Origin of the sequence: Psychrobacillus sp. FSL W7-1493 (assembly GCF_038004905.1) — a bacterium.
In the GTDB taxonomy this organism is placed as follows: Bacteria; Bacillota; Bacilli; order Bacillales_A; family Planococcaceae; genus Psychrobacillus.
The window spans coordinates 377,575-404,280 of record NZ_JBBOSB010000001.1; the positions used below are offsets into that span (position 1 = coordinate 377,575).

29 protein-coding genes and 1 riboswitch are annotated in these 26,706 nt (G+C 37.7%); of the genes, 19 read left to right on the plus strand and 10 right to left on the minus strand.

Annotated features, from left to right (window positions below):
- The first annotated feature begins 8 nt into the window (after positions 1–8).
- Entirely contained in the window at positions 9–398 is a 390-nt protein-coding gene (locus MKX96_RS01925) for a GerW family sporulation protein (protein WP_340881575.1), read from the plus strand.
- A 21-nt stretch (positions 399–419) separates the two neighbouring features.
- Here the strand turns inward: MKX96_RS01925 and MKX96_RS01930 are convergent, their stop codons facing one another.
- Positions 420–896, minus strand: a complete 477-nt coding sequence (locus tag MKX96_RS01930) for a VanZ family protein (RefSeq protein WP_340881576.1) — start codon at positions 894–896, stop codon at positions 420–422.
- A 124-nt stretch (positions 897–1,020) separates the two neighbouring features.
- A riboswitch (cobalamin riboswitch) is annotated at positions 1,021–1,210 on the plus strand.
- 171 nt (positions 1,211–1,381) lie between these two features.
- Here MKX96_RS01930 and MKX96_RS01935 point away from each other — a divergent pair.
- The 3 genes from MKX96_RS01935 to MKX96_RS01945 all read left to right on the plus strand — a co-directional run bounded on the left by MKX96_RS01935 (position 1,382) and on the right by MKX96_RS01945 (position 3,214).
- Complete coding sequence (locus tag MKX96_RS01935) at positions 1,382–1,921, plus strand: hypothetical protein (protein ID WP_340881578.1); 540 nt, start codon at positions 1,382–1,384, stop codon at positions 1,919–1,921.
- A gap of 3 nt (positions 1,922–1,924) precedes the next feature.
- Positions 1,925–2,845 (plus strand): ABC transporter substrate-binding protein, encoded by a 921-nt coding sequence (locus tag MKX96_RS01940; protein ID WP_340881580.1) that lies wholly within the window; start codon positions 1,925–1,927, stop codon positions 2,843–2,845.
- A gap of 123 nt (positions 2,846–2,968) precedes the next feature.
- The gene (locus MKX96_RS01945; protein WP_340881581.1) at positions 2,969–3,214 is read left to right on the plus strand and encodes a DUF1700 domain-containing protein; all 246 of its coding nucleotides are present in this window, start codon (positions 2,969–2,971) and stop codon (positions 3,212–3,214) included.
- A gap of 521 nt (positions 3,215–3,735) precedes the next feature.
- Here MKX96_RS01945 and tatA read toward each other — a convergent pair.
- Positions 3,736–3,942, minus strand: coding sequence for a twin-arginine translocase TatA/TatE family subunit (tatA, locus tag MKX96_RS01950; protein ID WP_340885831.1), 207 nt, complete (start codon positions 3,940–3,942; stop codon positions 3,736–3,738).
- 461 nt (positions 3,943–4,403) lie between these two features.
- Here tatA and MKX96_RS01955 point away from each other — a divergent pair, with 461 nt between their 5' ends.
- The 3 genes from MKX96_RS01955 to MKX96_RS01965 all read left to right on the plus strand — a co-directional run bounded on the left by MKX96_RS01955 (position 4,404) and on the right by MKX96_RS01965 (position 7,263).
- Positions 4,404–4,661 carry a hypothetical protein gene (locus tag MKX96_RS01955; protein ID WP_340881583.1) on the plus strand — a complete coding sequence of 86 codons (258 nt, stop codon included), beginning with the start codon at positions 4,404–4,406 and terminating at the stop codon, positions 4,659–4,661.
- 78 nt (positions 4,662–4,739) lie between these two features.
- Positions 4,740–5,519, plus strand: a complete 780-nt coding sequence (locus tag MKX96_RS01960; protein ID WP_340881585.1) for a gluconate 2-dehydrogenase subunit 3 family protein — start codon at positions 4,740–4,742, stop codon at positions 5,517–5,519.
- Between the two features lie 28 nt (positions 5,520–5,547).
- Positions 5,548–7,263: a GMC family oxidoreductase gene (locus MKX96_RS01965; RefSeq protein ID WP_340881586.1), complete on the plus strand. Its 1,716-nt coding sequence runs from the start codon at positions 5,548–5,550 to the stop codon at positions 7,261–7,263.
- Between the two features lie 262 nt (positions 7,264–7,525).
- On the opposite strand, the gene MKX96_RS01970 is transcribed toward MKX96_RS01965, so the two are convergent.
- Positions 7,526–7,915, minus strand: coding sequence for an NUDIX hydrolase (locus MKX96_RS01970; protein ID WP_340881588.1), 390 nt, complete (start codon positions 7,913–7,915; stop codon positions 7,526–7,528).
- Between the two features lie 139 nt (positions 7,916–8,054).
- Here MKX96_RS01970 and MKX96_RS01975 point away from each other — a divergent pair, with 139 nt between their 5' ends.
- From MKX96_RS01975 to MKX96_RS02010, 8 genes are all read left to right on the plus strand, one after another.
- On the plus strand, positions 8,055–8,261 hold the full coding sequence (locus MKX96_RS01975) for a helix-turn-helix transcriptional regulator (protein ID WP_340881589.1): 207 nt from the start codon (positions 8,055–8,057) through the stop codon (positions 8,259–8,261).
- 2 nt (positions 8,262–8,263) lie between these two features.
- On the plus strand, positions 8,264–8,671 hold the full coding sequence (locus MKX96_RS01980; RefSeq protein ID WP_340881591.1) for a hypothetical protein: 408 nt from the start codon (positions 8,264–8,266) through the stop codon (positions 8,669–8,671).
- 86 nt (positions 8,672–8,757) lie between these two features.
- Positions 8,758–9,243: a low molecular weight protein-tyrosine-phosphatase gene (locus MKX96_RS01985; protein WP_340881592.1), complete on the plus strand. Its 486-nt coding sequence runs from the start codon at positions 8,758–8,760 to the stop codon at positions 9,241–9,243.
- A gap of 2 nt (positions 9,244–9,245) precedes the next feature.
- Positions 9,246–9,680 (plus strand): GNAT family N-acetyltransferase, encoded by a 435-nt coding sequence (locus MKX96_RS01990; RefSeq protein WP_340881593.1) that lies wholly within the window; start codon positions 9,246–9,248, stop codon positions 9,678–9,680.
- 12 nt (positions 9,681–9,692) lie between these two features.
- A complete protein-coding gene (locus tag MKX96_RS01995) occupies positions 9,693–10,124 on the plus strand; it encodes an HIT family protein (protein ID WP_340881594.1) in 432 nt (143 codons plus the stop codon).
- A gap of 238 nt (positions 10,125–10,362) precedes the next feature.
- Positions 10,363–11,079 (plus strand): YebC/PmpR family DNA-binding transcriptional regulator, encoded by a 717-nt coding sequence (locus MKX96_RS02000; RefSeq protein ID WP_340881596.1) that lies wholly within the window; start codon positions 10,363–10,365, stop codon positions 11,077–11,079.
- A 224-nt stretch (positions 11,080–11,303) separates the two neighbouring features.
- Positions 11,304–11,759, plus strand: coding sequence for a hypothetical protein (locus MKX96_RS02005; RefSeq protein WP_340881597.1), 456 nt, complete (start codon positions 11,304–11,306; stop codon positions 11,757–11,759).
- The gene (locus MKX96_RS02010; RefSeq protein ID WP_340881598.1) at positions 11,752–12,492 is read left to right on the plus strand and encodes a hypothetical protein; all 741 of its coding nucleotides are present in this window, start codon (positions 11,752–11,754) and stop codon (positions 12,490–12,492) included. The genes MKX96_RS02005 and MKX96_RS02010 overlap by 8 nt, the downstream gene beginning before the upstream one ends.
- A 77-nt stretch (positions 12,493–12,569) precedes the next feature.
- Here MKX96_RS02010 and MKX96_RS02015 read toward each other — a convergent pair whose 3' ends face one another.
- The 4 genes from MKX96_RS02015 to MKX96_RS02030 all read right to left on the minus strand — a co-directional run bounded on the left by MKX96_RS02015 (position 12,570) and on the right by MKX96_RS02030 (position 18,281).
- Positions 12,570–12,992, minus strand: a complete 423-nt coding sequence (locus tag MKX96_RS02015) for a DUF4395 domain-containing protein (RefSeq protein ID WP_340881599.1) — start codon at positions 12,990–12,992, stop codon at positions 12,570–12,572.
- 326 nt (positions 12,993–13,318) lie between these two features.
- Positions 13,319–14,974 carry a ribosomal protection-like ABC-F family protein gene (gene abc-f, locus MKX96_RS02020; protein WP_340881600.1) on the minus strand — a complete coding sequence of 552 codons (1,656 nt, stop codon included), beginning with the start codon at positions 14,972–14,974 and terminating at the stop codon, positions 13,319–13,321.
- Between the two features lie 295 nt (positions 14,975–15,269).
- Positions 15,270–17,240 (minus strand): TRAP transporter permease, encoded by a 1,971-nt coding sequence (locus MKX96_RS02025; protein WP_340881602.1) that lies wholly within the window; start codon positions 17,238–17,240, stop codon positions 15,270–15,272.
- A gap of 42 nt (positions 17,241–17,282) precedes the next feature.
- Positions 17,283–18,281: a TAXI family TRAP transporter solute-binding subunit gene (locus MKX96_RS02030; protein ID WP_340881603.1), complete on the minus strand. Its 999-nt coding sequence runs from the start codon at positions 18,279–18,281 to the stop codon at positions 17,283–17,285.
- Positions 18,282–18,617: 336 nt separating this feature from the next.
- Here MKX96_RS02030 and dapD point away from each other — a divergent pair, with 336 nt between their 5' ends.
- The 4 genes from dapD (at position 18,618) to MKX96_RS02050 (ending at position 22,362) form a co-directional block, all read left to right on the plus strand.
- Entirely contained in the window at positions 18,618–19,331 is a 714-nt protein-coding gene (gene dapD / locus MKX96_RS02035) for a 2,3,4,5-tetrahydropyridine-2,6-dicarboxylate N-acetyltransferase (RefSeq protein ID WP_340881605.1), read from the plus strand.
- A gap of 11 nt (positions 19,332–19,342) precedes the next feature.
- Positions 19,343–20,470 (plus strand): N-acetyldiaminopimelate deacetylase, encoded by a 1,128-nt coding sequence (locus MKX96_RS02040; RefSeq protein WP_340881606.1) that lies wholly within the window; start codon positions 19,343–19,345, stop codon positions 20,468–20,470.
- 528 nt (positions 20,471–20,998) lie between these two features.
- Positions 20,999–21,808, plus strand: coding sequence for a class I SAM-dependent methyltransferase (locus MKX96_RS02045; protein WP_340881607.1), 810 nt, complete (start codon positions 20,999–21,001; stop codon positions 21,806–21,808).
- Positions 21,809–21,915: 107 nt separating this feature from the next.
- Complete coding sequence (locus MKX96_RS02050; RefSeq protein ID WP_340881608.1) at positions 21,916–22,362, plus strand: GNAT family N-acetyltransferase; 447 nt, start codon at positions 21,916–21,918, stop codon at positions 22,360–22,362.
- A 174-nt stretch (positions 22,363–22,536) separates the two neighbouring features.
- On the opposite strand, the gene asnB is transcribed toward MKX96_RS02050, so the two are convergent.
- The 3 genes from asnB to MKX96_RS02065 all read right to left on the minus strand — a co-directional run bounded on the left by asnB (position 22,537) and on the right by MKX96_RS02065 (position 26,641).
- Complete coding sequence (gene asnB / locus MKX96_RS02055) at positions 22,537–24,381, minus strand: asparagine synthase (glutamine-hydrolyzing) (RefSeq protein ID WP_340881610.1); 1,845 nt, start codon at positions 24,379–24,381, stop codon at positions 22,537–22,539.
- 129 nt (positions 24,382–24,510) lie between these two features.
- A complete protein-coding gene (locus MKX96_RS02060) occupies positions 24,511–25,749 on the minus strand; it encodes an ABC transporter permease (RefSeq protein ID WP_340881611.1) in 1,239 nt (412 codons plus the stop codon).
- Positions 25,742–26,641 (minus strand): ABC transporter ATP-binding protein, encoded by a 900-nt coding sequence (locus MKX96_RS02065; protein WP_340881612.1) that lies wholly within the window; start codon positions 26,639–26,641, stop codon positions 25,742–25,744. The genes MKX96_RS02060 and MKX96_RS02065 overlap by 8 nt, the downstream gene beginning before the upstream one ends.
- Between the last annotated feature and the right edge of the window lie 65 nt (positions 26,642–26,706).

The window sequence follows — 26,706 nt, forward strand, 5'->3', positions numbered from 1 at the left end:
ATGACATTATGGAAGAAAAGTTAAAAAGCGATGTAAAGCTACCGTGGCTTCAAACTCCCGTACGTGCGATATTCGAAAAGTTCTCTCGAGAAAAAGACGTTTCTCTAATATATGGAGAGCCAATTGTGTTGGATAATAAAAAAGTTTTACCCGTTGCCAAGGTTAACTATTTTGTGGGTGGAGGTGGCGGAGGTGGAACTGAGATTACGGATGAGCAAAATTCAAGTGGCCAAGGAGAAGGAGCAGGTGGTGCCTTTTCGGTAAAACCGATAGGAGTATATGAAATCACCGCTGAGAATGTGAAATTTAAACCTATCCTTCCGATAAACCAAATACTTACAGTATTCTCCGTAGTTACGCTAGGAATTGCTTTCTTGCTAATAAAAAGACGTAAATAGTTAGATAGAAAACGCTTCCCTTTAGGGGGTAGCGTTTTTTCTGTGCTTTATACGTTGTACTAATGTTAATACTAGCATGGCAAAAATTGCACCACTTGTATCTAGTAGGACATCTTGAAAAAGAGCGGATCGTCCACTCGTAAAGGATTGATGGAATTCATCAGCAGCTCCAAGAAGAAAGGTAATGAATATTGCCACCAGTTTTCGGTATTTTAATCTTTTAGACAAAGCAATATGAATGGCTACGCTAATCAAACCAAAATAAAAGAAGTGTGTGCCTTTTCTTATTAAGAATTCAACAAATGCATAGTAGCCACGTTCCTCGACAGAGACATTAAATCCCCAATATGGAATATGAAATAAAGATAAAAAGGACTCCAATGGCTTATTCGGAAGCCAGTTTTTAAGCACAGTCTCTAAAGACTGCTGCTCGGACGTCTGTCCAGAAGCAATAAATACAAAGAGAATTAAAAGTAAAAGTGGGATAAATTTTTTCATATAAAAACAGTAGCATAAATATAAGAGAAATCAAAATGATTAAAGATTGATAGTAAGGAAAGAAAATAGACGGACAAGCTTCTATCATTCGAATGAGAGGCTATGGTACACTTACGATAAGTGAATAATTTTGCAGGGAAAAGGTGCTGACTTGTCAGCTTAATTGGGAATTCGGTGAAAAACCGAAGCTGTATCCGCAACTGTAAATGCTAATGAAATAAGAAAAATACCACTGTCGGCTAGAAGTCGATGGGAAGGTTCTTAGAGTAAAATGATGCATGAGCCAGGAGACCAGCCTTTTCTTGAACGTATAAATACTCTTCGGAAGTTAAGGGATTGTACGGCACGTTTCTATTTTGAGATTGAATTTCTAACGATAAATAGGTATTGCGCCGCCCTTTTAGGGGTGGCGTTTTTTTGTGCTGTAAGAAGTCGAGTATTTTATTGCTGAAATTTCACAAATACATTGGAAAGGAGGCTAGGAGATGAAAAAGGATTTACGTTATATTTGTTATCCATTTATGAGAGAGAAACCTTCTACTGTAGATTTTGAAATCCAAACGGATTCATTGACCACTCGGATAGGACTTGCTGCATCTTTAACAAAGGATATACCAAGAGTTTACGAAGACTTAATGTACCTGGCACCTATGGCATATCACTTAAATGGTTCTGTTAGAGGTAAGTTGGCAATTAGCGAACAAGATTTAAATATTCTTAGTGATATGTATGATTTTTACGTAAGTGAAGTGGAAGGTAGAGTAAATCTATTTGTACTGCCACAAGGTTCTACCGCAGCCTGTGAATTACATGTCTGTCGGAGTGAAGCGAAGAAATCTGTTAGGGCATTACATAAGGTTTCATTAGAAAGAGAAGTGCCAGAGATATTATTCGACTATACACAGCTACTGGCAAATGTGTTGTTTGTCATGGCGGTCTATGTAAATAAACAGCACGGGGTAGATGAAATTCAATTTGTTAGTAAATCATATCCAATACAAAAAAAGAAAAAAGTGGAGGAATAACAAATGAACAAACAGTTAAGGAATTGGTTAGCGGTATTATTAATATCTGTATTTCTTGTAGGGTGTCAGGCAGATAAAGAAACTGTCTCGGAAGAAATAAAGGAATATTCCGTAACGGATGATAGGGGTAAAGAAATTATATTTGAAGAGGTTCCAGAAACAATTGTTTCTCTGCAACCGAGTAACACTGAAATCTTATTCGCTCTTGGTGTTGGCGAAAAAATTGTAGGTGTAACAGACTATGATAACTACCCAGTAGAAGCACAAGATATTGAACGGATTTCCGATTCTATGAGCTTTAATGCAGAGCGTATTTTGGAGATCAACCCTGATGTCGTGATTGCTTATACGACAGGTTCTGAGGAAGAGCTTAAAGTGTTGGAGAATGCGGGACTAAATGTATTCGTCATTCAATCGGCACTGTCATTTGAAGACGTTTATGGAGATGTTGCACAACTTGCCTCAGTAATGGGGATAGAGGAGAAAGGAACTGATCTTGTTAATTCTATTCGTGACACTATTAAAGGTGTTCAAGACAAAGTAGCTGTTGTAAATGAAAAGAAAGAAGTCTATTTTGAAATAAGCCCGTCACCTGAAATATTTACAACAGGTAAAGATACATTTCAACAAGAGGTTTTAAATAACGCTTCTGTTAACAATATTTTTGCAGACCAAGAGGGATGGATTAAATTATCTGAGGAAGATGTCATCAAAAGAAATCCACCAATCATCTTGACTACTGTAAATTATGTAGAAGATCCAATTGGTGAGATTAAAGCTCGTCCAGGTTGGGGCCAGCTAGAGGCAGTTCAAAGTAATGCTGTATTCCAATTAGATCAAGACATTATGTCACGTCCCGGACCAAGAATTGGAGAGGCAGTAGAGTTGGTGGCTAAAACCGTATATCCAGAGTTGTTCAAATAAAGTTAAAGGTTGGTCCTGACAAGAAGCAGGACCAACTTTTTATTTAAAACAAGGTACCTTGCAATGAACAATAGTGTTATGGTATAGTACTATTTAATGAATAGTACTGAGGGAGAGAGAAACATGACAGCGAATATTTATATTGAGACGTTAGAAAAAGAGCTTTATATGTTGAATACAAAGGAACGCCAAGCCATAGTTCGAGATTTCCAAAATTATTTTTGTGATTTGTTAAAAGAGGGACAATCTGAACAAGAAACCATAGTATCATTAGGAGCACCATCATATATAGCAAGGGAATTACTTAAGGCTTACTCAGAAGAGGAAATGATTGTTGTAGAAGTAAGATATGACAGTGCATATGTATAAAATGTGGCAAAGGCTAGTAACCCTTTCGTAGCACAATATCAAATACAATTGTTTAGTAAACTGAACTAGTTCAACTTTTTTATATGATAGGAATCCATATTTCCGAATAACAGTTTGGATCAGATGGGTCAACATCTGTATACACTTCCATCTCTGATGTTCATGCCTGTTTGTAGGAGCTAGAGGAAAACCGTTTGGAGTAAATTTGTTTCCAAGCTTTCCACATAGCATCGGGCATTGCTCCATGGCCTCAAAGGTCGCCTATTTTGATGCTGGTATTTATAATGTCTCCAGCTTTTCAAGGTGCATCACCTACATGACTGACCCCTATCTAATAATCCATCATACTGTCGACTTCAACATTTTCTCCCATCAGACAAACACCAAGAGGACCTTTTATTTCTTCGTTATTTAAAGAAATAATGAGCAACAAGCTTTTGTATAGATTCTTATAGACTGATCTAGCGACGTATATTAACACATACAAAAAGCCGCCTATTAGAATTAGGCGGCTTTTTGTATTAGATATTTTTTTTAGTTGCTGTTTCTTTGTCTTCTATTCTAAATTCTTCTGCAACATCGTCTACTATATCTTTAGTTGAGCTTTTAAATTCTTTTAACGTCTCTCCAACTGCTCTACCCAATTGAGGTAATTTTTTCGGACCGAACACGATTAAAGCAATAATTAATATAATGATTAAACCTGGTATTCCGATATTTGGCATTATAATCTCTCCTATACTGTTTCGATATATTCTCATGTGTTTTTTTCAAGAGTAGTTAATCATATATAAAATTGGTTGTTTTGTATCAATAACACATTATACTCCTACGTTTAAATTTGTAAATAATTTAGTATTAAAAATGATCAAATGGTGTGAGCTGGAAAATTCTCCTCGTTATAAAAGTAGGATTTCCTTTTGCAGGGATTTTATTATATAAATATAATTTTATCGTTTATTTAACCAAGAAATATAATTACTTTATACCGATAATACAAGGGTTTTTGCTATTAATCTGCAATAATTATAAAAATTTAATGTTTTTTCAGAATAAAATTATATTTTATTATTCGAAATAAATATCTAGTATTGAAGAAATAAAAGGAGTAGACTGTAAAACGGTTGTTTTGTTTTGTATAAAAATTACATTTTCATAGTTGTGTGAACTATGTTAAAGGAGAATAAAAGTGACGCAATATAACTTAGAAGAATTAAAACTGTTGAATCAAGTAATTTTTGCTTTATTTATAGTAGCAGATTTAGCTCTTGGCCTCTTTTACTATAATAATGAGTTTCCTTGGTTCGCGTTAATAGGTTCAAGTATCGGATTATCTATTATTGTTCTTTGCTGGACTGGAAAAAAATATATATACTTTATCTCATTTTTATTGGTTTATACAATCTTATTCTCATTAGTTTATAACTGGCATTCAGTTTTTCATTAATGAGGATTTTTTCAACTAATTGTTTACCTAAATAAATATTTAACCTATTTTCAACTAATTTACATTGGAGGTCATATTATGTCAGAACAGGAAAACAAGACTACATACTTAGATAAACGTTCATCTAGACGTACTTTTATCAAAAACTCTGGATTAACAGTTGGTGGAGTTGTATTAGGTGGAGCACTCGGTTCTTTACTAGGGAAAGACTCAACGTCTAAAACTAACGAGACTGGGGTTCATTCAGCAACTACTAGTGTTAACTTCAACCAAGCACTGATGTATTTTGACAAAGCACAATTTGATACGATAGAAGCTGCAGCAGAGCAAATTTTCCCTAAAACTGAGGTAGGACCCGGTGCGAAAGAATTACTTGTTGCATATTATATCGATCACCAACTCGCAGGAAGCTTTGGTCTGAACTCAAAAGAATATATGACCGGTCCTTTCTTTCCAGGAGAAGCAGTTCCACAACAAGGGTACCAAACACATTTGAATCGTCAGCAAGTGTTTAACCTTGGAATTACAGCTTTAAATGCAGAGGCTGCAAAGAAATCCGATGATAAACCTAAATTCGCTACTTTAACAGAAGAACAACAAATCGAAATCTTAAAAGATTTTGAAGCTGATAAAGTTAAATTAAATGGAGCTGTTAGTGCATCCTTTTTCTTCTCTTTACTTAGAAAAGTAACAATTGAAGGAGTATATGCTGACCCTATGTACGGCGGTAACAAAGATATGGCTGGTTGGAAAATGAAGAATTTCCCTGGACATCAATCAAGTTATACTAATGTGTTAGAAAAAGATGAATTCGTGAAAATAGATCCTATGAGCTTAAACTCTCAGCATCAACACTAATATACACCAATAGAAAGGGTGAACAACTTTGGCAACTAAATTACCAAAAACAGATATAGTTTTAGTAGGGGTAGGCTGGGTAGGCGGTATTATCGCAGCAGAACTCACAAAAAAAGGATACAAAGTAGTGGGTATTGAACGTGGTAAAGAACGTTCAACTGAGGATTACTTTATGGCTCACGATGAATTACGTTACGCAGAGCGTAAAGAAATGATGCAGGATCTTTCTAAAGAAACAATTACATTCCGTCATAATACGACACAACGAGCATTACCTTACCGTGAATGGGGTAGCTTCCTAATCGGAGAAGGAACAGGTGGATCAGGAGAGCATTGGAATGGTCAAACTTACCGCTTCCTACCATACGATTTCGAGATCTATTCAGAAACTGTTAAACGTTACGGAAAAGGTAAAATCCCTAAAGGGATGATGCTTCAAGACTGGGGTATAACATACGAAGAGTTAGAACCATACTTTGATAAATTTGATGCCATGACGGGTATTAGCGGGGAGGCGAATCCACTACCTGATTCTCCACAAATTAAATATCCTAACCCGCCGATGCTGGAAACACCTGCTATAAAATTATTTAAAAGTGCAGCGAAAGAGCTTGGATATCATCCATACCATATGCCTTCTAACAATCTATCGCAATCTTATACTAATCCAGATGGCGTTTCTCGTGGCGCTTGTCAATATTGCGGTTTTTGTGAGCGTTTTGGTTGCGAATATGGAGCAAAAGCTTCACCAGTAGTTACAGTATTACCTGTAGCTAAAGAAACTGGTAACTTCGAAGTACGTACTCATTCTGTTGTACGTAAAGTTCTACACACAAATGGAAAAGCTACTGGTGTGTTATACGTTGATATACGCACTGGTGAAGAGTTCATCCAAGAGGCAGATGTAGTTGTAGTATCAGCCTATCAAATGAACAATATTAAACTATTATTAAACTCTCAACTTGGCCGTCCATATGATCCAGTTACTGGTACAGGTGTTATTGGTAGAAACTATGCATACCAAACAATTCTGGGGACTGCTGTAGGTTTCTTCGATAAAGAGTTCAATCTATACGGTGGTGCAGGATCTCTAGGAGCCCAAATTGATGACTTCAACGGAGACTTCTTTGATCACACTGACCTAGATTTCTTACATGGTGCGACAATTCAAATTACCCAATTAGGGGATCGTCCTATTGCAAACAATCAGATTCCAGCAGGCGTTCCTACTTGGGGGAAAGAATTTAAAGACGCTTCTGTTACAAATGCAAACCGTGCTCTTATTGTTAAAGCACAAGGGGCTTCCCTACCTTGGCAAGATAATTACATCGATTTAGATCCAACTTATAAAGATGCATTCGGTGATCCATTACTTCGTATGACGTTTAATTGGAAAGATCAAGACCGTCAACTAATGAAGTTTATGGGCGAAAAATCAGCTGAGATCATGAAAAAAATGGGTGCAAAAGATATCAAAATTAATGGCCTCGAAGTCGGAGATTACGATATTCGTAACTACCAATCTACTCATAATACTGGTGGAGTAATTATGGGCTCTGATCCAGAAACAAGTGCTTTAAACAGCTATCTACAAATGTGGGATTGTGAAAACGTATTTGTACCAGGTGCAAGTGCTTTTGCTCAAAACTCAGGTTACAACCCAACTGGTACAGTTGGAGCACTAGCATATCGTGCTGCAGAAGGTATTGAAAAATACTTAAAAACTGGCGGATCTTTAGTTTAAGAACGAGACGCTTCTATATAAACAAATAATTTTGCTTAAACTTTACAAATAATTTTTACTCATAGAATTAGCCAACAACTTATAAACTGCTATCTTTTTTCCATCAAAAGAAGGTAGCAGTTTTTTAATATATGGATTCATCCACAAAATTTTAACTACTCTATTAAGAAACTTGCACAGTCTTTATAAATACTTCTAATATATTTGTGTTAATTTCAGTCTGTACATTATGAACCGAATTTTTGGGGTTTCCTTGGACTGTTTAATTTGCCAAGATTGCTTCTACTATTTCTTTAGGACGAACATCAAGAGTAGATAAATCCTTGAGGTCGATCCAAATCGGTTCATATTTTCCTTTTTCTTGAGAAGTGCTTACATATTCATCTCCACATCCGGCGCCAAACGTACCGCTTACAATAACAGCTAAATAATAATATTGAGTTCCGCTATATGGTAGTACTTTAAAAAGTCTTTGGATGCGAACATGTACCCCTAGCTCCTCATATGTCTCGCGAATAGCTGCCTCCTCAGGGGTTTCCCCATCCTCGATACCTCCACCAGGAAATACATAATAGGTGGTAAATGGTTTCGTTCTTTTAATCAGTGCAACTCGACCTTGTTCTAAAATAATAGTGGCTCCTCGATTTCTCATCTTATTCCCCCTACACCTATTTTTAAGAAAATTATAACAAAAAATTAATGAAAACATGTAAAGAGTTCTTTACATTGGGTAAATTTTTGATTATTCTGTATGTAAAGATATATTTACATTGTAAGCAAGGAGGAAGTAAATGGCAAAGGTCATTAATTATATAAGAGAAATCCGATTAAAAAAGGGGATAACTCAGGTTCAAATGGCGGGTGATTTACAAATTACCAGACAAACCATTACAGCGATTGAAAACCATAAATACAATCCCAGCTTAGAGCTTGCACTTAAACTAGTACGTTATTTTGAAGTACCTATTGAAGAATTATTTTATCTAGAGGAGGAATAAGGATGAAGAAGGGCTATGAGATCCTATTGTATGGAATTATTAGTGGATGTATCATTGGTGGCTCGTTTTTAGGGGTGTATATCGCGGGTAAAGAGGAAGGCATCTTCAATTGGGGGCTATTCTTGCCCATGTTAGCTGGAGCATTAGGGGGCTTTACTGTCTTTTTGCTTTATGCATGGTGGCGTCAAAAACGGATAGGAAATGTACCGGATATGGATGAACGCACAACTGTAATGATGAAGAATTATTTTTCTACTGTACTTTATGTTGTCCTCTTCGTTACAGGGGCGATACTATTAATATTATTCGCGCTTGGTGTTGAATCAATAGAAATAGGAATGCTCATTATTTATATGATGATTCTATTTATGTTAATTGGTATTGGTACTTTTATAATCAAGAAGATTTGAGGGACATAGAAAGGGTATTATAAAGATAGTTTATAGGATTGATAAAGCATATGGAGTATCAATAGACTAAGAAGGGATGTTAAAAGATGATTCATATTTTATTTGTCTGTCTCGGTAATATTTGTCGTTCTCCCATGGCGGAGGCAGTATTTAAGCATCTAGTAGCAAAGGAAAAATTAGAAGCGAGTATACAAGTAGATTCAGCTGCTACAAGTGGCTGGCATATTGGAGCCCCACCACATCAAGGGACAATAGCTAAGCTGAAAGAATATGACATTTCCACAGAGGGTATGTCCGGACGTCAGCTACAAAAAGAAGATTTTGAAGAATTTAACTATATTGTTGGTATGGATGAAAATAATATTAAAGATATACGACACATGCTTGGTCAACCTGACCATCCCAAAATTATTCGTTTTTTAGATTTGACTGAGCACAAGAAAGATGTACCTGATCCTTATTTCACTGGTGATTTTCAGGAAACCTATGATTTGGTTTTAGAGGGCTGTGAAGCACTTTTAGGCAAAGTTAAACTCGATTATAAAGAGCAACTGGAGCAGGAGGGGGAGTAAAGGTGGAGTATGAATATTTTCATGGGGTACCGGACAAACAGACGCTTTCTGGTGTTTTGGAGCTACATAAGCATGTATTTGATGGCTCGGACTTGGCAACAGAGAAGTTAAAAGAAAAAAACAATTTAATCCTGTTTGTAGCAAAAGATGGAGACCGTGTAGTAGGATTTAAAATTGGCTACGACTACGGAAATCGCACCTTTTATAGCTGGCTTGGCGGTGTTCACAAGGATTATCGTGGAAAAGGAATAGCGAAAGAGCTGATGCGTAGACAGCATGAACTTGTTAAGTCAATGGGGTACACAAAAGCACGTACCATCTCAAGAAATGAAAAAAGAGAAATGCTGATTTTAAATATAAAGTTTGGGTTTGATATTAAAGAAACATTTATAAGTAATAAAGGTAAGCATAAAATTGTGCTAGAAAAAATGCTGTAGGGAGGAAACTAAATGACCGATTGCTTAGGCTGTATGTTAGCGAATAAAAAACAAGAGATATTTGTTATATTTGAGAATGATCATATTACCTGCTTTTTAGACCATGAACCCTTTAATAATGGGCATGTGCTGATACTTCCGAAAAGGCATTATGAGGATGTGGATGACCTAGATGTTGAGGTAGCCTATTCTATCATGGATGCATCTAGGCTAATCTCTAAGGCTATCAAAAGATTATATGCCCCAGATGGGATTACAATCTGTCAAAATGGAGGAGTCTTTAGTGAATTGACCCATTATCATATGCATGTTATACCAAGGTATGAAGGGCAACAATTTGCAGAGTTTTATCAAGATGAGCCACTCGTACGTAATCTAGAAAGCATGCAAACTGTTACAGCTAAACTAAGAGACTCTGTTCGGAACGTTTTAGCAGAAGGTTAATAAAATAATTGGCTGAAAGAGTCTTGTCCTAAGAATGGAAAGACTCTTTTTTTCTTATGGAATTGTTATTGTTAATAGTTAGGTCTAACTAAGATATTCTCCTGGATATAAAGGTATCTGAGTGTGGAGTGAATGGAAGTTAATGTATTAATTTTTGCTACTTGTAAGGAATCTAATGTATAATAACACAGTAGAATTCTAGAGTACGAAAACAATAGGAGAAAGAGAGTGGGACTTTATGGGTCGTAAATGGAATAATATCAAGGAAAAGAAAGCTTCCAAGGATGCGAATACTAGTCGTATTTATGCCAAATTTGGTCGTGAAATATACGTTGCAGCAAGACAAGGTGAACCTGATCCCGTCTCCAATCAAGCGTTAAAGGTTGTATTAGAGCGTGCGAAAACTTACAGTGTGCCAAAACATATTATTGATAAAGCAATTGAAAAAGCAAAAGGTGGATCTGAGGAAAGCTATGACGAGCTTCGCTATGAAGGATTTGGTCCAGGTGGATCAATGGTTATCGTAGATGCATTAACAAATAACGTAAATCGTACTGCTTCTGATGTGCGTGCTGCATTTGGTAAAAATGGCGGCAACATGGGAGTTAGTGGTTCCGTATCTTACATGTTTGATGCAACAGCAGTTATTGGGTTAGAAGGAAAAACAGCTGATGAGGTATTAGAAATCTTAATGGAGGCTGATGTGGATGCTCGTGACATCTTGGAAGAAGAAGACGCGGTCATCGTATACGCTGAGCCAGATCAATTCCACGTGGTGCAAGAAGCTTTAAGAGCAGCAGGAGTTGAGGAATTTACAATTTCTGAGCTTACAATGCTTGCACAAAACGACATTGCATTGGATGCAGATGCACAAGCACAATTTGAAAAAATGATTGATGCTATCGAAGACTTAGAGGACGTTCAGCAAGTCTATCACAATGTAGAATTAGCTTAATGATATACAGAGAAAATCTTCACTTCAGGAAACTGGAGTGAGGATTTTTTTTGATATGGACTTTCTACAAAGTATATGAACCCCAAAGACAAATCATTTAGCAGAATGGAAATAAGTGACACATGGGCTAAGCGTTTATCAAGGCAAGAAGAATCCTATTAATTTTTTTAAAGAAACTGTTGGAACTATGGAGCGTCTAATTGGTAAAAGGGAGAGAAAAGAGAATGAGGACATCCTATATTTGTGCATTAATCCTGCTGTTAGGCAGCTTCGTCATCCTAAGCCCAGCTATGGCAAGCTGGGCATATCAGTTTGTAGTTTGGGATGGTGACGTGTATATAATTACAGAAGAAAACGTAGAGAAAATAGGCAAGGAGATTGGACACGTCACTAAATACTCCGATAGAGAAGGAACGTATTCAGGTAATTTTTCTAATACATTTCCTAAAGGGACTAAGTATTATGAAATAGTGGAAGTAAATCCAGAGGAAGCTATTGCTGTTGAATCAGAAGTAGGGATATACGTGAAAGCAAATAGTGACGGAGAGTATGCGGGAAGTAAGAAGAACAATTGGAATACAATATCCGTTTCTTTCATTGGAGGGGTACTCCTTGTTCTCTTCATAGCTATTGCTATAACGTATGGCCTTGGAAAGAAAGGGAAAACCAATCGTGGATAAACCAGTTCTTGTCACCGTAACTCATGATCCAGATGGGAAAAGTTTAGACCTACTTAAAACTTACCATCAGGCACTTTCTAATATATATGGAGATGTATATTTAACCATAAGTGATGAAACTTCTAAGAAATTGTTAGAAGTAATACAAAACACTGCAGTTAAATATCGTGTAATTCCTAAAAAGGGAGCAGCTGATGCTAGAAGGCAAGCTCTAAAATTTTCACTTCAGAGTCATAGTGAGCATTACCATTATTGTGATTTAGATCGGATACTGACATGGATACATAGTTATCCAAATGAATTAAAGAGAGTAGTAAATAAAATATCTAATTATGACTATTTAGTTATAGGCAGAACACAACAGGCCATGCTCACTCATCCATTGGAATGGATCGAGACTGAAAGAGTGACCAATAAAATATTTTCGTTGGAGGTAGGGCAAAGCTTTGATATTACAGCAGGATCCTGCGCCTTTAAAAGAGAATGCGCTAATTATATCAATCATTATTCGAATGCCAAAATGACGGATGCAGAATGGGCCATGATTGCATACAGAATAGCAGGATTCCAATTAGGCTACTTGGAAGTGAATGGACTTGAGTATCACGAAGAGGTAAATGGAATAACAGGAGAAATGAATGATTCGGAGAGATGGTTTAAGCGTTTGAAACTAAGCTACATCATTAGTGAAACAGCTAGAAGTACTGGAAGAAACATGAATTGTGAAGAGTGAAGAAACTCTTTGTGCTTTGGATAATCGTTAATGTCAAATAAAAAAAGAGTAGAACTGTGACGTTCTTCTCTTTTTTTTTAATGGGTAGCAGAGTTATTTCTCCGATATTTCCATTGCTGATACTGGAAACGAAAGAAGCAACCTATACAAAACCCTAATATAGCTACAAATGCTGCTAAGCCAACCATGACTGTTGCAATATTAAATAAAATGCTCCACTTTAGGAAAAAGCTAATGCTAGCTACAACTAAAAAGCCAACTGCAAGCCATTGATTAAATCTTAGCTGATCATAATCCTCTTGGATGTATTCACTACCAGGCTTCTTTAAAAACCTTTTAGCTATAAATAAGATAGGGTGGAATCCAATTAATAAACTTGATAGATTAGCTATTAATGGTATAAGTAAAATCCATGCTGATTGAATAAGAAGCGCTATGACTACGGAGGTTACTATTGACCACTGATTGACCATAACAAGGGGTTTTGGAATTGTCTTCATCTTAAAACCTACTTTTCTGATTGGATTTCTATTATTATATGTTGATTTTCAGTTAATGTAAATTAATTTAGACCTCAATGACCTATTTCCCGGGAAATCGACATATTTTTTGAAAAGTGTCTGAGAAATAACTAGTCAATAAATTAAAAGACGTGAAATCAACCACAACTTGATTTCACGCCCTTATTTCTTTTTAAATGATCTCTCTTATTGTTTGGTAGGGAGACGGCGACGAGGAGATTGAAGCCGTGCCCTCGGAAAGCTTCTGTCGTAACAGAAAACATACATTTTATTTTGAGGAGTGTTACGTCACATCCTCTTTTGTGTTATTTGGTTTTTAACTTATTAATCTTTTGGGTCAGTAAATTAAATTGCTCATCTAACTCGGCAAACTTGGAATCCTTAGGTAGAAGGTAGCTTAATTGGCCTAAAATGGCGAGACGCTCTGTTTCTAAAGTCAGGAGAATTTTTTCGACTTCATTTTCCTCTTCTCTATGGAGCCACTCATTGTAAGTCATCTCGACTTTCTGGACTTTCTTATTTTCAAATATAAGTAGCTTGTTGGTTAACTTTTCTAAAAAATAACGATCATGAGTTACAAGTAAAATAGTACCCGGATAAGTGGAAAGAGTTTTTTCTAGCTGTTCTCGAGAGGGTAAATCGAGATGATTCGTAGGTTCATCTAAAATAAGTACATCTTTTTGATCTAACATGAACTCCATTAACTTGAGTTTTACCCTTTCACCCATACTCATAGTAGAAATGGGACGTAGCCAATGGTCCTTTGAAAATCCCAAGTTGGTCATCAAAGTTTGAATAATTCCTCGTGTTTCGAAATCTGTAGTTGCAAAAAAGTTAGAGGGGGTCTGCTCATTCGGAAGGTCGAATACAGTTTGTCGTAAATAGCCGATATTCATCGAATCCGTTTTCCAAAGCTCACCATCAAAGGGTTCCTCTCCTATAAGCATCCGAAAGAAGGTTGTTTTACCACTTCCATTAGCTCCTATAATACCAACGCGTTCATTTGATTGAATAGTAAAAGAGGTATTTTGGAAAAGAGTTTTGGCATTAAAGGATTTGCTTAAATTTTTGGCTTCTAGAATGCGTTTTCCCTTTTTCTTATTCCCGTCAATAGAGAAATTGACTTCCTTTTCCTCTACTGGACGGTCTACCCGATGCTTAGAAAGCTCTAGTTCTAATCGTTTTTGTTTAGAACGGATTTGAACATCCTTTTTCTTCGCCTTCATTCGGAAATATTCTTTGTAGCCATCCTTCTTTGTAGACTCAGCGTGAGCCTTATTAGTCCATTTTCTTAACTCTGCAATTTGTTTTTCTACAAGTTGTACTTTCGATTGTTGCGCGTTGTATTCTCTCTGTTGAGTAAGGAGTAATTCTTCTTTTCTTTTTCGGTAGGTAGAATAATTTCCTTTGTAAGGAGTTAGATTTTGATATTCAATTTCCCATATATAATTGGATACTTGATCTAAAAAATAACGGTCATGAGAGACTAAAATAATGGTTCCGGGATAGGTAGCTATTTGCTCCTTTAAAAAAGATAGACTGCTTTGGTCTAAATGATTAGTAGGCTCATCAAGTAATAGTAAGTGAGACCTTTCTGCAAAAACTTTAGCTAGTCTTTTTTTCATCTTTTCTCCACCACTTAAACTATTATAAGAAAGGGTACGGGGTACAGACCACTTGCTCATATAAGTCCATTCATCCTTCTCCACTTCAGTTGAATAGAAATTCTCGTCCTCTTGCTTGCAGTAGCTAATGGTCGGAGGAGCTCCTATCCATTCGATTTGTCCAGAAGAGGGGGGAGCTTCGCCTGAAAGGACGGACAAAAGCGAAGATTTACCTTCACCATTTCTCCCTACAATACCTATTACAGCACCTAAAGGTATATCCGTTTTTATATTTTTAATAATTTCTTTATGACCATGTGTAATGCTTAGATTTACTATTCTTCCTTGTATTGTCATAACATTTCCTCCCTGCCGGAGAGACTAAAAAAATCCCTCCGTTTCTAGACGGAAGGATTCTGCTGCCATTTAAATGTACGACAAAAAATAACTACAACATGTTTGCAGTAATTTCATTGACCTGATTTGAAAAATGGGCAGACTAATCCTATTTCCGTTTTAGCTAAAAATATTTTTCTGCGTAAAGCAGTAATATTAAGCGAGAAATAAGATTATAAAATCATAGTCCACCCATCGTCCCTTCGATATTAGTTACTAATAATATAACATATTCTTCTGAAAATTAAAGGCTTAATTAATACAGTGCTTGACTAGACCTTGGACTTTCCATTTCAAGCTCATCGTCTGTTCTTCTTTTTTGTATGAACCAAATTCCTATGATAAGCACGAGTCCAATCGCACTACTTAAAACCTCAGGAACAATAAGCATTAACCCGGCTACAAATAAGACAGATCGCTCCCAAAACCTTGAATATCTAATGAAATAGCCAATCATAGAGCTACTTACCGCAACCATCCCAATTAAAGCACCAGCTAAGGATAGTATCATGCTGATTGGTTCCACATCTACCATCACTAAAATTGGATTATAGATAAAGATAAATGGAACGATAAAGGCCGCAATGGCTAATTTGACTGCGTTCATACCCGTTTTAAATGGATTTGCGCCGGCAATGCCTGCCCCTGCATAAGCTGCTAGACAGACAGGAGGAGTGATGTCTGCGACTATTCCAAAATAGAATACAAACATATGTGCAGCAATTGGAGCTACTCCAAATTCATTTATTAATACTGGAGCAGCAATAGTAGCAGTAACTACATAGTTTGCTGTAGTAGGTAAACCCATTCCTAATACAATACAAGCAATCATAGTAAATATGAGAGCAAGAATTAGATATCCGTTGGATAGGGCTATCACTCCAGCAGCAAATTTGGAGCCAAGGCCTGTCATACTTACTATTCCAGCTATAATACCAGCTGTAGCAACCGCGGCTATAACTGGAAGAGCAACTCTTGTACCTTGCTCTAAAACATTTATAGTCTTTTTAAGGGACATTCTTGTTTCTTTGCGTATTAAGCTCACTAGAAAGGCAGCGACTATTCCAAATAGTGCAGCACGCTGCGGAGTAAATCCGTAAATAATGGTTCCTGTAATTACGAAAAGTGGTAAAAGCATATACCAATTCCGTTTCATCGTCTTTGTAAAAGAAGGTAATTGGGACTTAGGCAATCCATGTATCTTTAGTTTTTTTGCTTCAAAATGTGTCCCTATAAAAATACCGGTAAAATAGAGAATGGCTGGGATAATTGCGGCCATCATAATAGTTCCATATGATACCCCTAATATCTCCATCATAATGAACGCGGCTGCACCCATCATAGGAGGCATAATTTGTCCGCCGGTAGATGCAGCAGCTTCAGTTGCTCCAGCAAATTCCGGCTTAAATCCTGCTTTTTTCATCATAGGGATGGTGAAGGATCCAGTTGCCACCGTATTACCAACGGAGCTTCCTGATATAGTTCCTTGCAGTGCACTAGCTACAACTGCGGTTTTTGCTGTACCACCTGTATATCTTCCTGTTAAGGAAAAGGCTAAATCATTGAAGAATTTCCCTACGTTTGTTTGTACGAGCATTACGCCAAAGAATAGGAAGAGGAATATAAACTTTGCTGAAATTTGAACTGGGGTGCCAAAGATTCCACTTTCTTTGTACCAAAGTGCAGTAGCGGTTCGCTCAATCGAAAATCCAGGATGTGAAAGGATTTGAGTAGGGACAAAATTTCCGAAGATAGCATAAAGTATGGCTACTAAAGCCACTATCACGATTGGTAAGCCAACCGTTCTTCTGGTCGCTTCCAGGACGAGAAGAATCCCAAGGATGGAAATAATTACATCAGGTATGCTATATCCGGAAATTCTGCTCTGTAAAATTGAATCAAAAAAGAATATTTTATGGTAGGTCACATACATCGCAGTAAAGGCAAGTACAATGTCATACCAGGGGATATTCCTTTGAGTTTTAATTAAGCTCCTTTTGAATGGATACAAAAGAAAGATAACTCCGAGAGCAGTTCCTACATGGACAGCCCCTTGTTTTTGGGTGGGCAGAGTTCCAAAGTAGGCAGTATATAGATGGAATACGGTTAAGGCTACACCTAAAAAGGTAACGACCCATGCCCACTTTCCAATATTTGTTCGGAACTGATTTTCTTTATCGTATTTTTCCAATATTTCTTGTGCATTTACAGGTTGCTGATCTTTCATTGCCTCACCTCATCTTTAACTAGATTTATTTATACATCGATTTTATTTTACATCGTCTAAGCTTTTAATATCTGAGCTTTCACGTGTAACAATTTGAATAACCTCTGGATAAATATGACCAATAAAAGCGGCGTTTGGAACCTCATGTCCTTCAAATGCAGCCTCACCATTTACTGCTTGTAATGCTGGCACATGTACAGACATTCCTAAATCCATGTTGCCGTCTCGAATACTGGATAGATTTTCTACAGACGCTCCAGTTTCTGTATTAGTTAAGTTAAATCCTTCTATATGCTTGTTCCAAATGCTCGCCATCTCTCCGCCTAGTGGATAATAAGTGCCGCCTTGGCTTCCGGTACCTAGAATAAAATCATTTTTTCGATTGCTTTTGTCAGCAGTCAGCTCTGCGACCGGATTGTCTACAGTAAGACCCTGTTCTTCATAGTAACGTTTAGCCCCAGGATGAATTGGAAGTCCTTCAGCTCCGTTTAGAGCATTTTCTAAAATCATTTGCTTTGCCTGAGCATGTGTATTTTCACTGGCATTTTCAATCATGATCTTAGTTAGCTCATACCCAAGTTCTTCATCAATCGTGTCCGTGCTTCCCATTAAAATGGCGTACGCTGTAACCGTTTCTACATCGGAATCCAAAAAGTCATACGTGTCCTTAGGTATAGTGTGACGTCTATAGCCACTATTCTCTTCGATATAGGAAATCGCATCATCAGATAAACTCATCATTACTACATCTCCTGCAGAATTCTGCAAGCTCTCAATACTAGCAGCAGGGAGACCAAGTATACCTATAGAAATATCAATGTTGCCATCCTGTACACCATCAGCAGCATCTCCGAATCCTTCCTGATAAGCCTTGTAATCATCGTCTGTAATTCCATATGCATCTAAAATTAGCTTGGAAACAGAGTTAGTTTCACTAGCAGGTGGGCCAATTGCAATATTTGGCTTACCCCCACTACATCCAGCCATAAAAAGTGCTAAAACTGTGACGAACAAAATAATGCTAAAACTTTTCTTCTTCATTTTCTCTCCCCCCAAAGGATTATTATCATCTAAATGACAGCGTTTTCAAATTTAAAAACAATAATATAATTGTCATTTTAAGTAGATGATTATTAATATTATACTTTTAATCTAAAATTTTACAACTAAATATCAGTATTTTCAGATATTTAAGATTTTATTACAGATATATTGCAGGTGCCTGGCACCTGCAATATATCTGTAATAATTCTGAGTAGGTGTGTTGGTTTGTATTAATAGATGGAGTTAATTAATTATTTCAAAATGTATTTAAATTCGTGATTTTTAATAAAAATTACTGTACAATAAGCACATATTTGAGGAGGTAATGAGAACATGAAACAGTTAGATGCACATGAGATTATTTCTTACATTCAACACGCAAAGAAATCCACACAAGTGAAGGTATACATAAAGGGAAATGGTATTGACCAACTTTCTTTTGGGGATAATACAAAAGTTTTTGGACAAGGAAATTCTCTTATTCTATTTGGAGAATGGTCGGAAATTCAACCTGCTTTAGAACAGCATAAGGATCAAATCGAAGATGTAGTAGTAGAAAATGAGAGCAGAAATTCTGCTATTCCACTATTAGATTTAAAAGGGATTAATGCGAGAATCGAACCAGGCGCAGTTATCCGTGATCAAGTAAGCATTGGGGATAATGCGATTATCATGCTTGGTGCAGTGATTAATATCGGAGCCGTTATAGGTAAAGGAACAATGATCGACATGGGAGCAATCCTTGGTGGCCGTGCGACGGTTGGAGACAATTGTCATATCGGAGCTGGAGCAGTGCTTGCAGGTGTTATCGAGCCACCTTCTGCAACTCCGGTAATTATTGAAGACGACGTATTAATCGGTGCGAATGCCGTAGTCCTAGAGGGATGCCGTGTTGGAAAAGGTGCGGTTGTTGCAGCTGGAGCAGTTGTTACGAAAGACGTGCCTCCTTATACAGTTGTTGCTGGTACCCCTGCAAAGGTGATTAAGGATATCGATGCACAAACAAAATCTAAAACAGAAATCATGCAAGAACTACGTCAAATTTAAGAAGGTGACATATGAAGGCCTTACTTGATATTCGTCGCGATTTGCATCGTATACCGGAGCTTGGCTTTGAAGAAGTGAAAACGCAAGCATACCTTTTAGAGCAGATCGGGTCCCTTCGGCAGGATCGGTTAACGACTATTACTTGGAAAACAGGAATTGTCGTGAAAGTAGAAGGGCTTCAACCAACTCAAACGATTGGTTGGAGAACTGATATTGATGGTCTGCCAATCACGGAAGCTACAGAGGTTAACTTTTCTTCTGAGCATCTAGGGAAAATGCATGCATGTGGTCATGATATGCATATGACTGTTGCACTTGGGTTACTAGAAAAAATAGTAGGTACACCAATAAACGACAATATGGTGTTCTTGTTTCAGCCAGCAGAGGAAAGCCCAGGTGGTGCTCTTCCGATGCTTAACTGGTTAAGGGAAGAACATCCTGAGCTAGTACCTGACAAGATATTTGCTTATCACGTAGCACCGGAGTATCCAGTTGGGACGATAGCTACCCGTCCTGGCCTCCTATTTGCGAATACGTCGGAGCTTTACATTGATTTAATAGGGAAGGAAGGGCATGCTGCATTTCCACATCAAGCAAAGGATATGTCGATAGCTGCAGCAACCCTATTGTTGCAGTTGCAGTCCATCGTTAGCCGTACAGTTAACCCAATGAAACCTGCAGTATTAACGATTGGTAAATTTACATCAGGCACCGTACAAAACATTATTTCAGGTCATGCTCGTTTAGAAGGAACGATTCGAACGATGGATGCTACTACGATGGCATTAATAAAAGAAAAGATAGAGGCTTTTTGCCATGCTACTGAAATCGCGTTTGAGTGTGAGGTAAAAATTGATTATGGATCATCCTATTATCAGGTGTATAACGATCATGACATTACCAATGATTTTCTTGCTTTTGCTGATCAGCATCAAGCAACCAACGCCATTCATTGTGACGCAGCGATGACAGGTGAAGATTTTGGATATTTTTTAAAAGACATACCAGGCATGTTATTCTGGGCGGGTGTCGATTCTCCTTTTGGTCTTCATCATGCAAAGATGAACCCAAGTGAAGAGCTATTAGACTATCTTATCCCTTTTGTGGATCAGTACTTTAGAACACTTACAAGCAATTAAACAAGAAAAGCGCAGGCGCCTATCCCTGCCCCGACAGGCAAATGGGGAAAGGCGAGGAGGCAGTACCTCAGCCACCGGAGCTTTTAACCATTTGACCCCGAGGGGCAAGGCGGTGGAGCTAGACATCGAGAAAAGCGCAAGCGCCTATGTCTGCCCCGACAGGCAAATGGGGAAAGGCGAGGAGGCAGTACCTCAGCCACCGGAGCTTTTAACCATTTGACCCCGAGGGGCAAGGCGGTGGAGCTAGACATCGAGAAAAGCGCAAGCGCCTATGTCTGCCCCGACAGGCAAATGGGGAAAGGCGAGGAGGCAGTACCTCAGCCACCGGAGCTTTTAACCATTTGACCCCGAGGGGCAAGGCGGTGGAGCTAGACATCAATCTATCCACAGGTGCAGAATTCTATAATTTTCTAAACAACGGAAAGGACAGAGACAATCTTGCTCTGTCCTTTTTTATCAAATATTGTAGAAATCAATTCCTTACATGAGTTAGGTACAAATAAATATATTTAAGAAAGCGGGTGTTTTATGAGTAATATTATTAGCTATTACAACCAATTTGACGAATGGGGAAGACTAGAAAGAGAGCCAATTGAATTTCAGGTGAATTGGCACTATATCATGAAGTATATGCCTCCTATTGGAAAAGTCCTTGATAACGGAGCTGGCCCTGGGAAGTATTCCATTAGGCTAGCAATGGAGGGCTACAACGTTACGTTAACGGATCTCACTCCCAAACTAGTAGAAATAGCGAAAGAAAAAGCAGAAGAGTTTAATCTAAAAAGTCATTTCACCGATTTCCTAGTGGCTGATGCAAGAGACTTATCTAAAATCCAAGACGAGCAATTTGATGCGTCTCTTATGCTTGGTCCTATGTATCATTTACAGGAAGACATTGATCGGGTAGAAGCGATAAAAGAATTACATAGAGTGACTAAAAAGGGAGGAATTGTTTTTGTTGCCTTTATGCCGAGAGTTAAACACTTATTAACCTCTTTGACACACCCAGAGAACTGGAAACCACATGACCAGATGGACGACATCCTTCAATTCAATCAAACTGGCTGCTTTGATCATCAGGAGACTGGACGTTTTACTGGAGCCTATTATTATAATATCGATGACATACAGCCTTTTATGGAATCGAACGGATTTCAAAGTCTGGAATTGATTGGCTCAAATGTAGCTGCAACATTGAACAAGGTAAGTTGGGACTACTGGAAGGAAAAAGGGGAGCAGGAATACGATAAATTAATAAACTTGCTAATTGAAAAAGCCAGCGACCCTTATATGCTAGGGGTATCATCTCACCTGCTGTACATTGGAACAAAAAAATAGGCTATGTTAAAGGTAATGGTGTTTTTAGTATTTTTTTTGAAATGTTACAATTAAACTAACAGTGCATTTAGTTATAACTTAAATATTTATAAATAGGAGTTGTATTAATGCAAATACAAAACGTTTCGGAAGAAGATTATTATAAAGTAATTAATGTTTTGAATGAATGGTGGGGTGGTCGAGAGATGACACATTTGTTGCCTCGCCTGTTTTTCGAGCATTTTCAGTCGACTAGTTTCATAGTTGAAGATAATGAAGTATTATCTGCATTTCTAATTGGATTTGTGTCGCAAACAAATATAAATGAAGCATACATACATTTTGTAGGTGTTAACCCAGAATTCAGGAAGAACGGTTTAGCAAGAGAGTTATATGAATTGTTTTTTGCTAAGGTTCGAAGTTTAGGTTGTAACACTGTCCGTTGCATTACTACACCAGTAAACACGAGTTCTGTCTCTTTTCATAAATCAATGGGTTTTTCCGTATCCTTAAAAACTGATTACGCTGGTGTGGGACAAGACCGCATTTTATTTTCTAAAAATATTGCTACTTAAAAATTGTCCTTGTTCAATTAATGCGTGCGTTAGGTAAAAACAACTTCAAAGTAAAATGACACTGGAGATACTTTTTCCAGCTCATTTTTTTCGTATTATTAATCAATCTCTATTATAAAAAAATAAATAATAAGGGTGGACGCGATTGTTAACGTCCACCCCTCTATCAATCTATCAGTCAACGAGCTGAACATTATAATCCTTAAACCAAATATGCATTTGAGCCAAATATGCTAACAGCTGAGGACCCGTCATCAATTGACCATACCAAGGAGTTTTAAAAGCCTCTCCATTTGATTCGATTAAAGAGTGAAGGCTACTTGGTGTAAATAATTCATGTAAGATAGAATTCTTATCTAATAACTGTTCCTTCATCATAAGCTGTATCTTTGCCGCGTAAATAGGGTTATGTGTTTTTGGATAAGGACTCTTTTTACGATATAGTACCTCGTGAGGAAGAATTCCCTCTAACGCCTTGCGAAGTATACCTTTTTCTTGATTTCCAACCATTTTAAAATCCCAGGGAATATTCCACGCGTACTCTACAAGCCGGTGGTCAGCAAAGGGAACGCGAACCTCTAAACTTGCTCCCATGCTCATTCGGTCTTTACGGTCTAGCAGAGTGGTCATAAACCAAATCATATTCATATAAAAAAGCTCTCTTCGCTCAGCTTCTAAGGAGGATTCTCCAAATAGCTGAGGCGTTTCAGCTGCACTGACATCATAAGCATTTTGGACATAGTCATCGATGTTCAATTTCTTCTGCCAGCTATCATTTAGCAATGAGTGTCTTTCATGCTTGGAGCGAATCCAAGGAAAGCCTGTTTCTGCATTCCCTATCTTATGGAACCAAGGATAGCCTCCAAAAATTTCATCCGCACATTCTCCAGACAATCCAACGGTGAAATCTTTTTTGATCTCCTTACAAAACCATAAAAGAGAGGAATCGATATCTGCCATTCCAGGTAAATCGCGAACATGGACTGCCTCCGTTAAGAATTGGGCTAAATCATCCTGTGTAATAACAGAAAAGTGGTGGGTAGTATTAAGAGTGCTGGAGACCTTTTGGATGAAAGGAAAATCCTCGCTCGGCTGAAATTCATTTCCCTTGAAGTGTACGTTGTTGTTTTCATAATCAATGGAGTAAGTATGGAGGGGAGACTTGCCATCTCTTTTATAGGCATTCGCAGCAATGGCAGAAATGGCGCTGGAATCTATTCCTCCAGAAAGGAATGTACATAAAGGTACATCAGATACGAGCTGCCTTTCTATGGCATCTGTTACTAAGTATCTTACGTTCTCAACTGTTTCTTCTAAAGTGTCGGTATGCTCCTTACTTTCCACGTTCCAATATCTCCATACACGAAGTCCATTTTTTGAAAAGATTAAGGCATGTGCTGGCCGAAGCTCTCTTATACCTTTATACACACCGAAGCCTGGAGTACGTGATGGACCAAGACCAATAATTTCAGATAATCCTTCCCGGTCAATCTCAGTAGGAACGTCTGGATGCGCAAGTAATGCCTTTAATTCGGAGCCAAATAGCAGACCTTCATTTTTTTCTGTAAAAAACAAAGGCTTTACCCCTAAGCGGTCTCTGGCCATAAACACTTTTTGTTCCTCTTCATCCCAAATCGCAAACGCGAAAATTCCATTAAAGTAATCAATGCACTTTTCCTTCCATTCAATATAAGAGGTTAACAATACTTCCGTATCGGAATGCCCGGAGAATGAATGGCCACGACTTAGTAATTCTTTTCGGAGGTCCTCTGTATTATAAAGCTCCCCATTATAGCAAAGTGTATAGTTCCTAGATTGATAGCTTTTGCTCATTGGCTGCTTGCCTCCAATAGGGTCAACCACTGTTAATCTTCGGTGACCAAAGGCAGCATGGGCTGAGCTCCATACATTATGGTCATCAGGTCCTCGCTTTTTTAAACACTCTGCCATTTTCTCGACAATAGGGGAATGCCCTCGTAAATCTCTTTTAAAATCAACCCATCCCGTTATTCCACACATATTATTCGCATCCCTTCTTTCACCCCCATAGTATATGCAAAAAAGTACTGTAAAAGTGACGAGAGAAAAACACTCCAAATAGTAAAAAGTACCGCGAACATGTGAGGTTCGCGATACTTTCATTTAATATTAGGTTGTTACCTTCAACATCGTTTTAATCTTCTGGATTAACCCACCTGAACTATATGTGAGAACACTTCGTTTATAGAAGGATAGACTAATGACGAATGCGATAATAGAAGTAATAACGAGTATGGCTAAAGCTAACATTGGCTCGAATGTCCCAATGTCTGTTGCACCAATACGTAGGGGCATTACCATCCCGGATGTAAATGGAATATAAGAAAATACCTTCACTAGCATAGTGTCAGGACTTTGTGCTCCAAAGATTAACACATAGAAACCGATGATTCCAATGATAGTCATTGGCATAACTGCCTGGCCCGCTTCCTCCACTTTAGATACTAGTGAGCCTAATAATGCGCCAATGATTAGATTTAATATTATTGTCAGTATTAAAAAGGCAAAAGCATACCCAATGTAAGAGTAGGAAAGTTCCTCAATCATAGGTTGTAGGCTATCCATTTTGGAGCCACCATCAACTGTCATGAAGATGACTGCTAAAACTATGATCAAAGCTGCAATTTGAGTGATCGCCAAGAGAAATGTCCCAGTCAATTTAGCGATTAAATGAGTAGATGGTTTAACGCTTGCAAGTAGTACTTCTAAAACACGAGAGCCTTTTTCAGAAGCTACGTCTGTGGTAATCATAGATAAAAAGGAAATTAGAAATCCATAAATTAAAGAGCCGACAAGCATAGAAGCGACGATTCCAATGGCTTTCTCATCCTCACTCTTACCACCAACCGAGGCTTCATCTAAATTTTTCATAGTGATGACTGTCTCAGATTGCAGGATTTTATCAGCTTCCTCAGCTGATAAATCTAACTGTTGTACCTCATACAATTTCCCGGCATATTGAAGGGTTGAAGATAAGCTAAGCTGATCATTAAATGTGAGTGGTTCATACGTAGCAATCTCAGCGCTTAGAGAATTCCCTTCATCTTTTATAAAAATAGCAGCCGCATAGTCTCCATCAATTACTTCCTTTTCTACTTCATTATTAGATTCTGTAGGAAAGGAGAAGGCTAAATCACTATTCGATTGGAATAAAGCATCAATATCGGCATCTGTTTCATTTATCACAGCAATTTCCAATGCTTCACTTTCAAAGAAAGCGGCCTTTATATCCGACCAAAACAATACGATAGAAATTACACCGACATAGATAGCAAGCATGACAATAAATGACTTTGCCTTTATCTTTTCAGTATATAGCTGTTTTACAAGCAACCAGAATTTAGACATTCTTGCCACCTACCTTATCCTTGAAGATTTCATCTAATGACAAGTAATCCAGGCTAAATTTTTCGATATATTTACCATCAAAAATGGAGTCGAAAATCGCTTGAGCATATTTTTCGTCTGCTAGTGTAAGTACATACTGGTCTTTGCCAACATGGACATGCTTGACGCCTTCCATACTTTCGAGCTTATCCTTAGGTATATCTGTTCGAATGGTTAGTCTTGTCTTCCCGTACTGCTTCTTCAAGTCTAGTAAGCTACCAGCAAACAAAGAGACGCCTCTTTTTAATAGGCATAGATGGTCACAAAGCTCTTCTACATTTTCCATTTGATGACTAGAAAATAAAATGGTCGTGCCTTTGTCTTTTAGCTCTAAAATAGCTCCCTTTAACAAGTCTTTGTTTACTGGATCCAAGCCACTGAAAGGTTCATCTAGAATGAGAAAAGCAGGCTGGTGTATGAAGCTTGCGATTAATTGAACCTTTTGCTGATTACCCTTTGATAAAGTTTCGGCTTTTGCTTTTCTTTTATCCTCTAATTCAAAACGGTCAATCCAATAATCGACTTCTTTTTTTAGATCCTTTCGGGATTTACCACGAAGCTCACCAAAGAAGTAAAGCTGATCCTCTACTTTCATTGCAGGAAAAATCCCTCTTTCCTCGGGTAAATAGCCAAGAAGGTCTCGGTTAATATTGTTGATATTCGTACCATCCCATGTAATGGTTCCTTCTGTAGTTTCCTGTAAATCTAGTATCATACGAAAAGTCGTTGTTTTACCTGCGCCATTTTGGCCGATTAAGCCAAAGATTTCACCTTTTTCAATGGTAAAGGAAAGATGGTCTACTGCAGTGAAATTATGGTAACGCTTGGTTACTTCATTGATTACTAATGCCATACATATGCTCCATTCCTAAGTATTTTTACATAATACTTTATACGTGCAATTACATTAAACGTTTC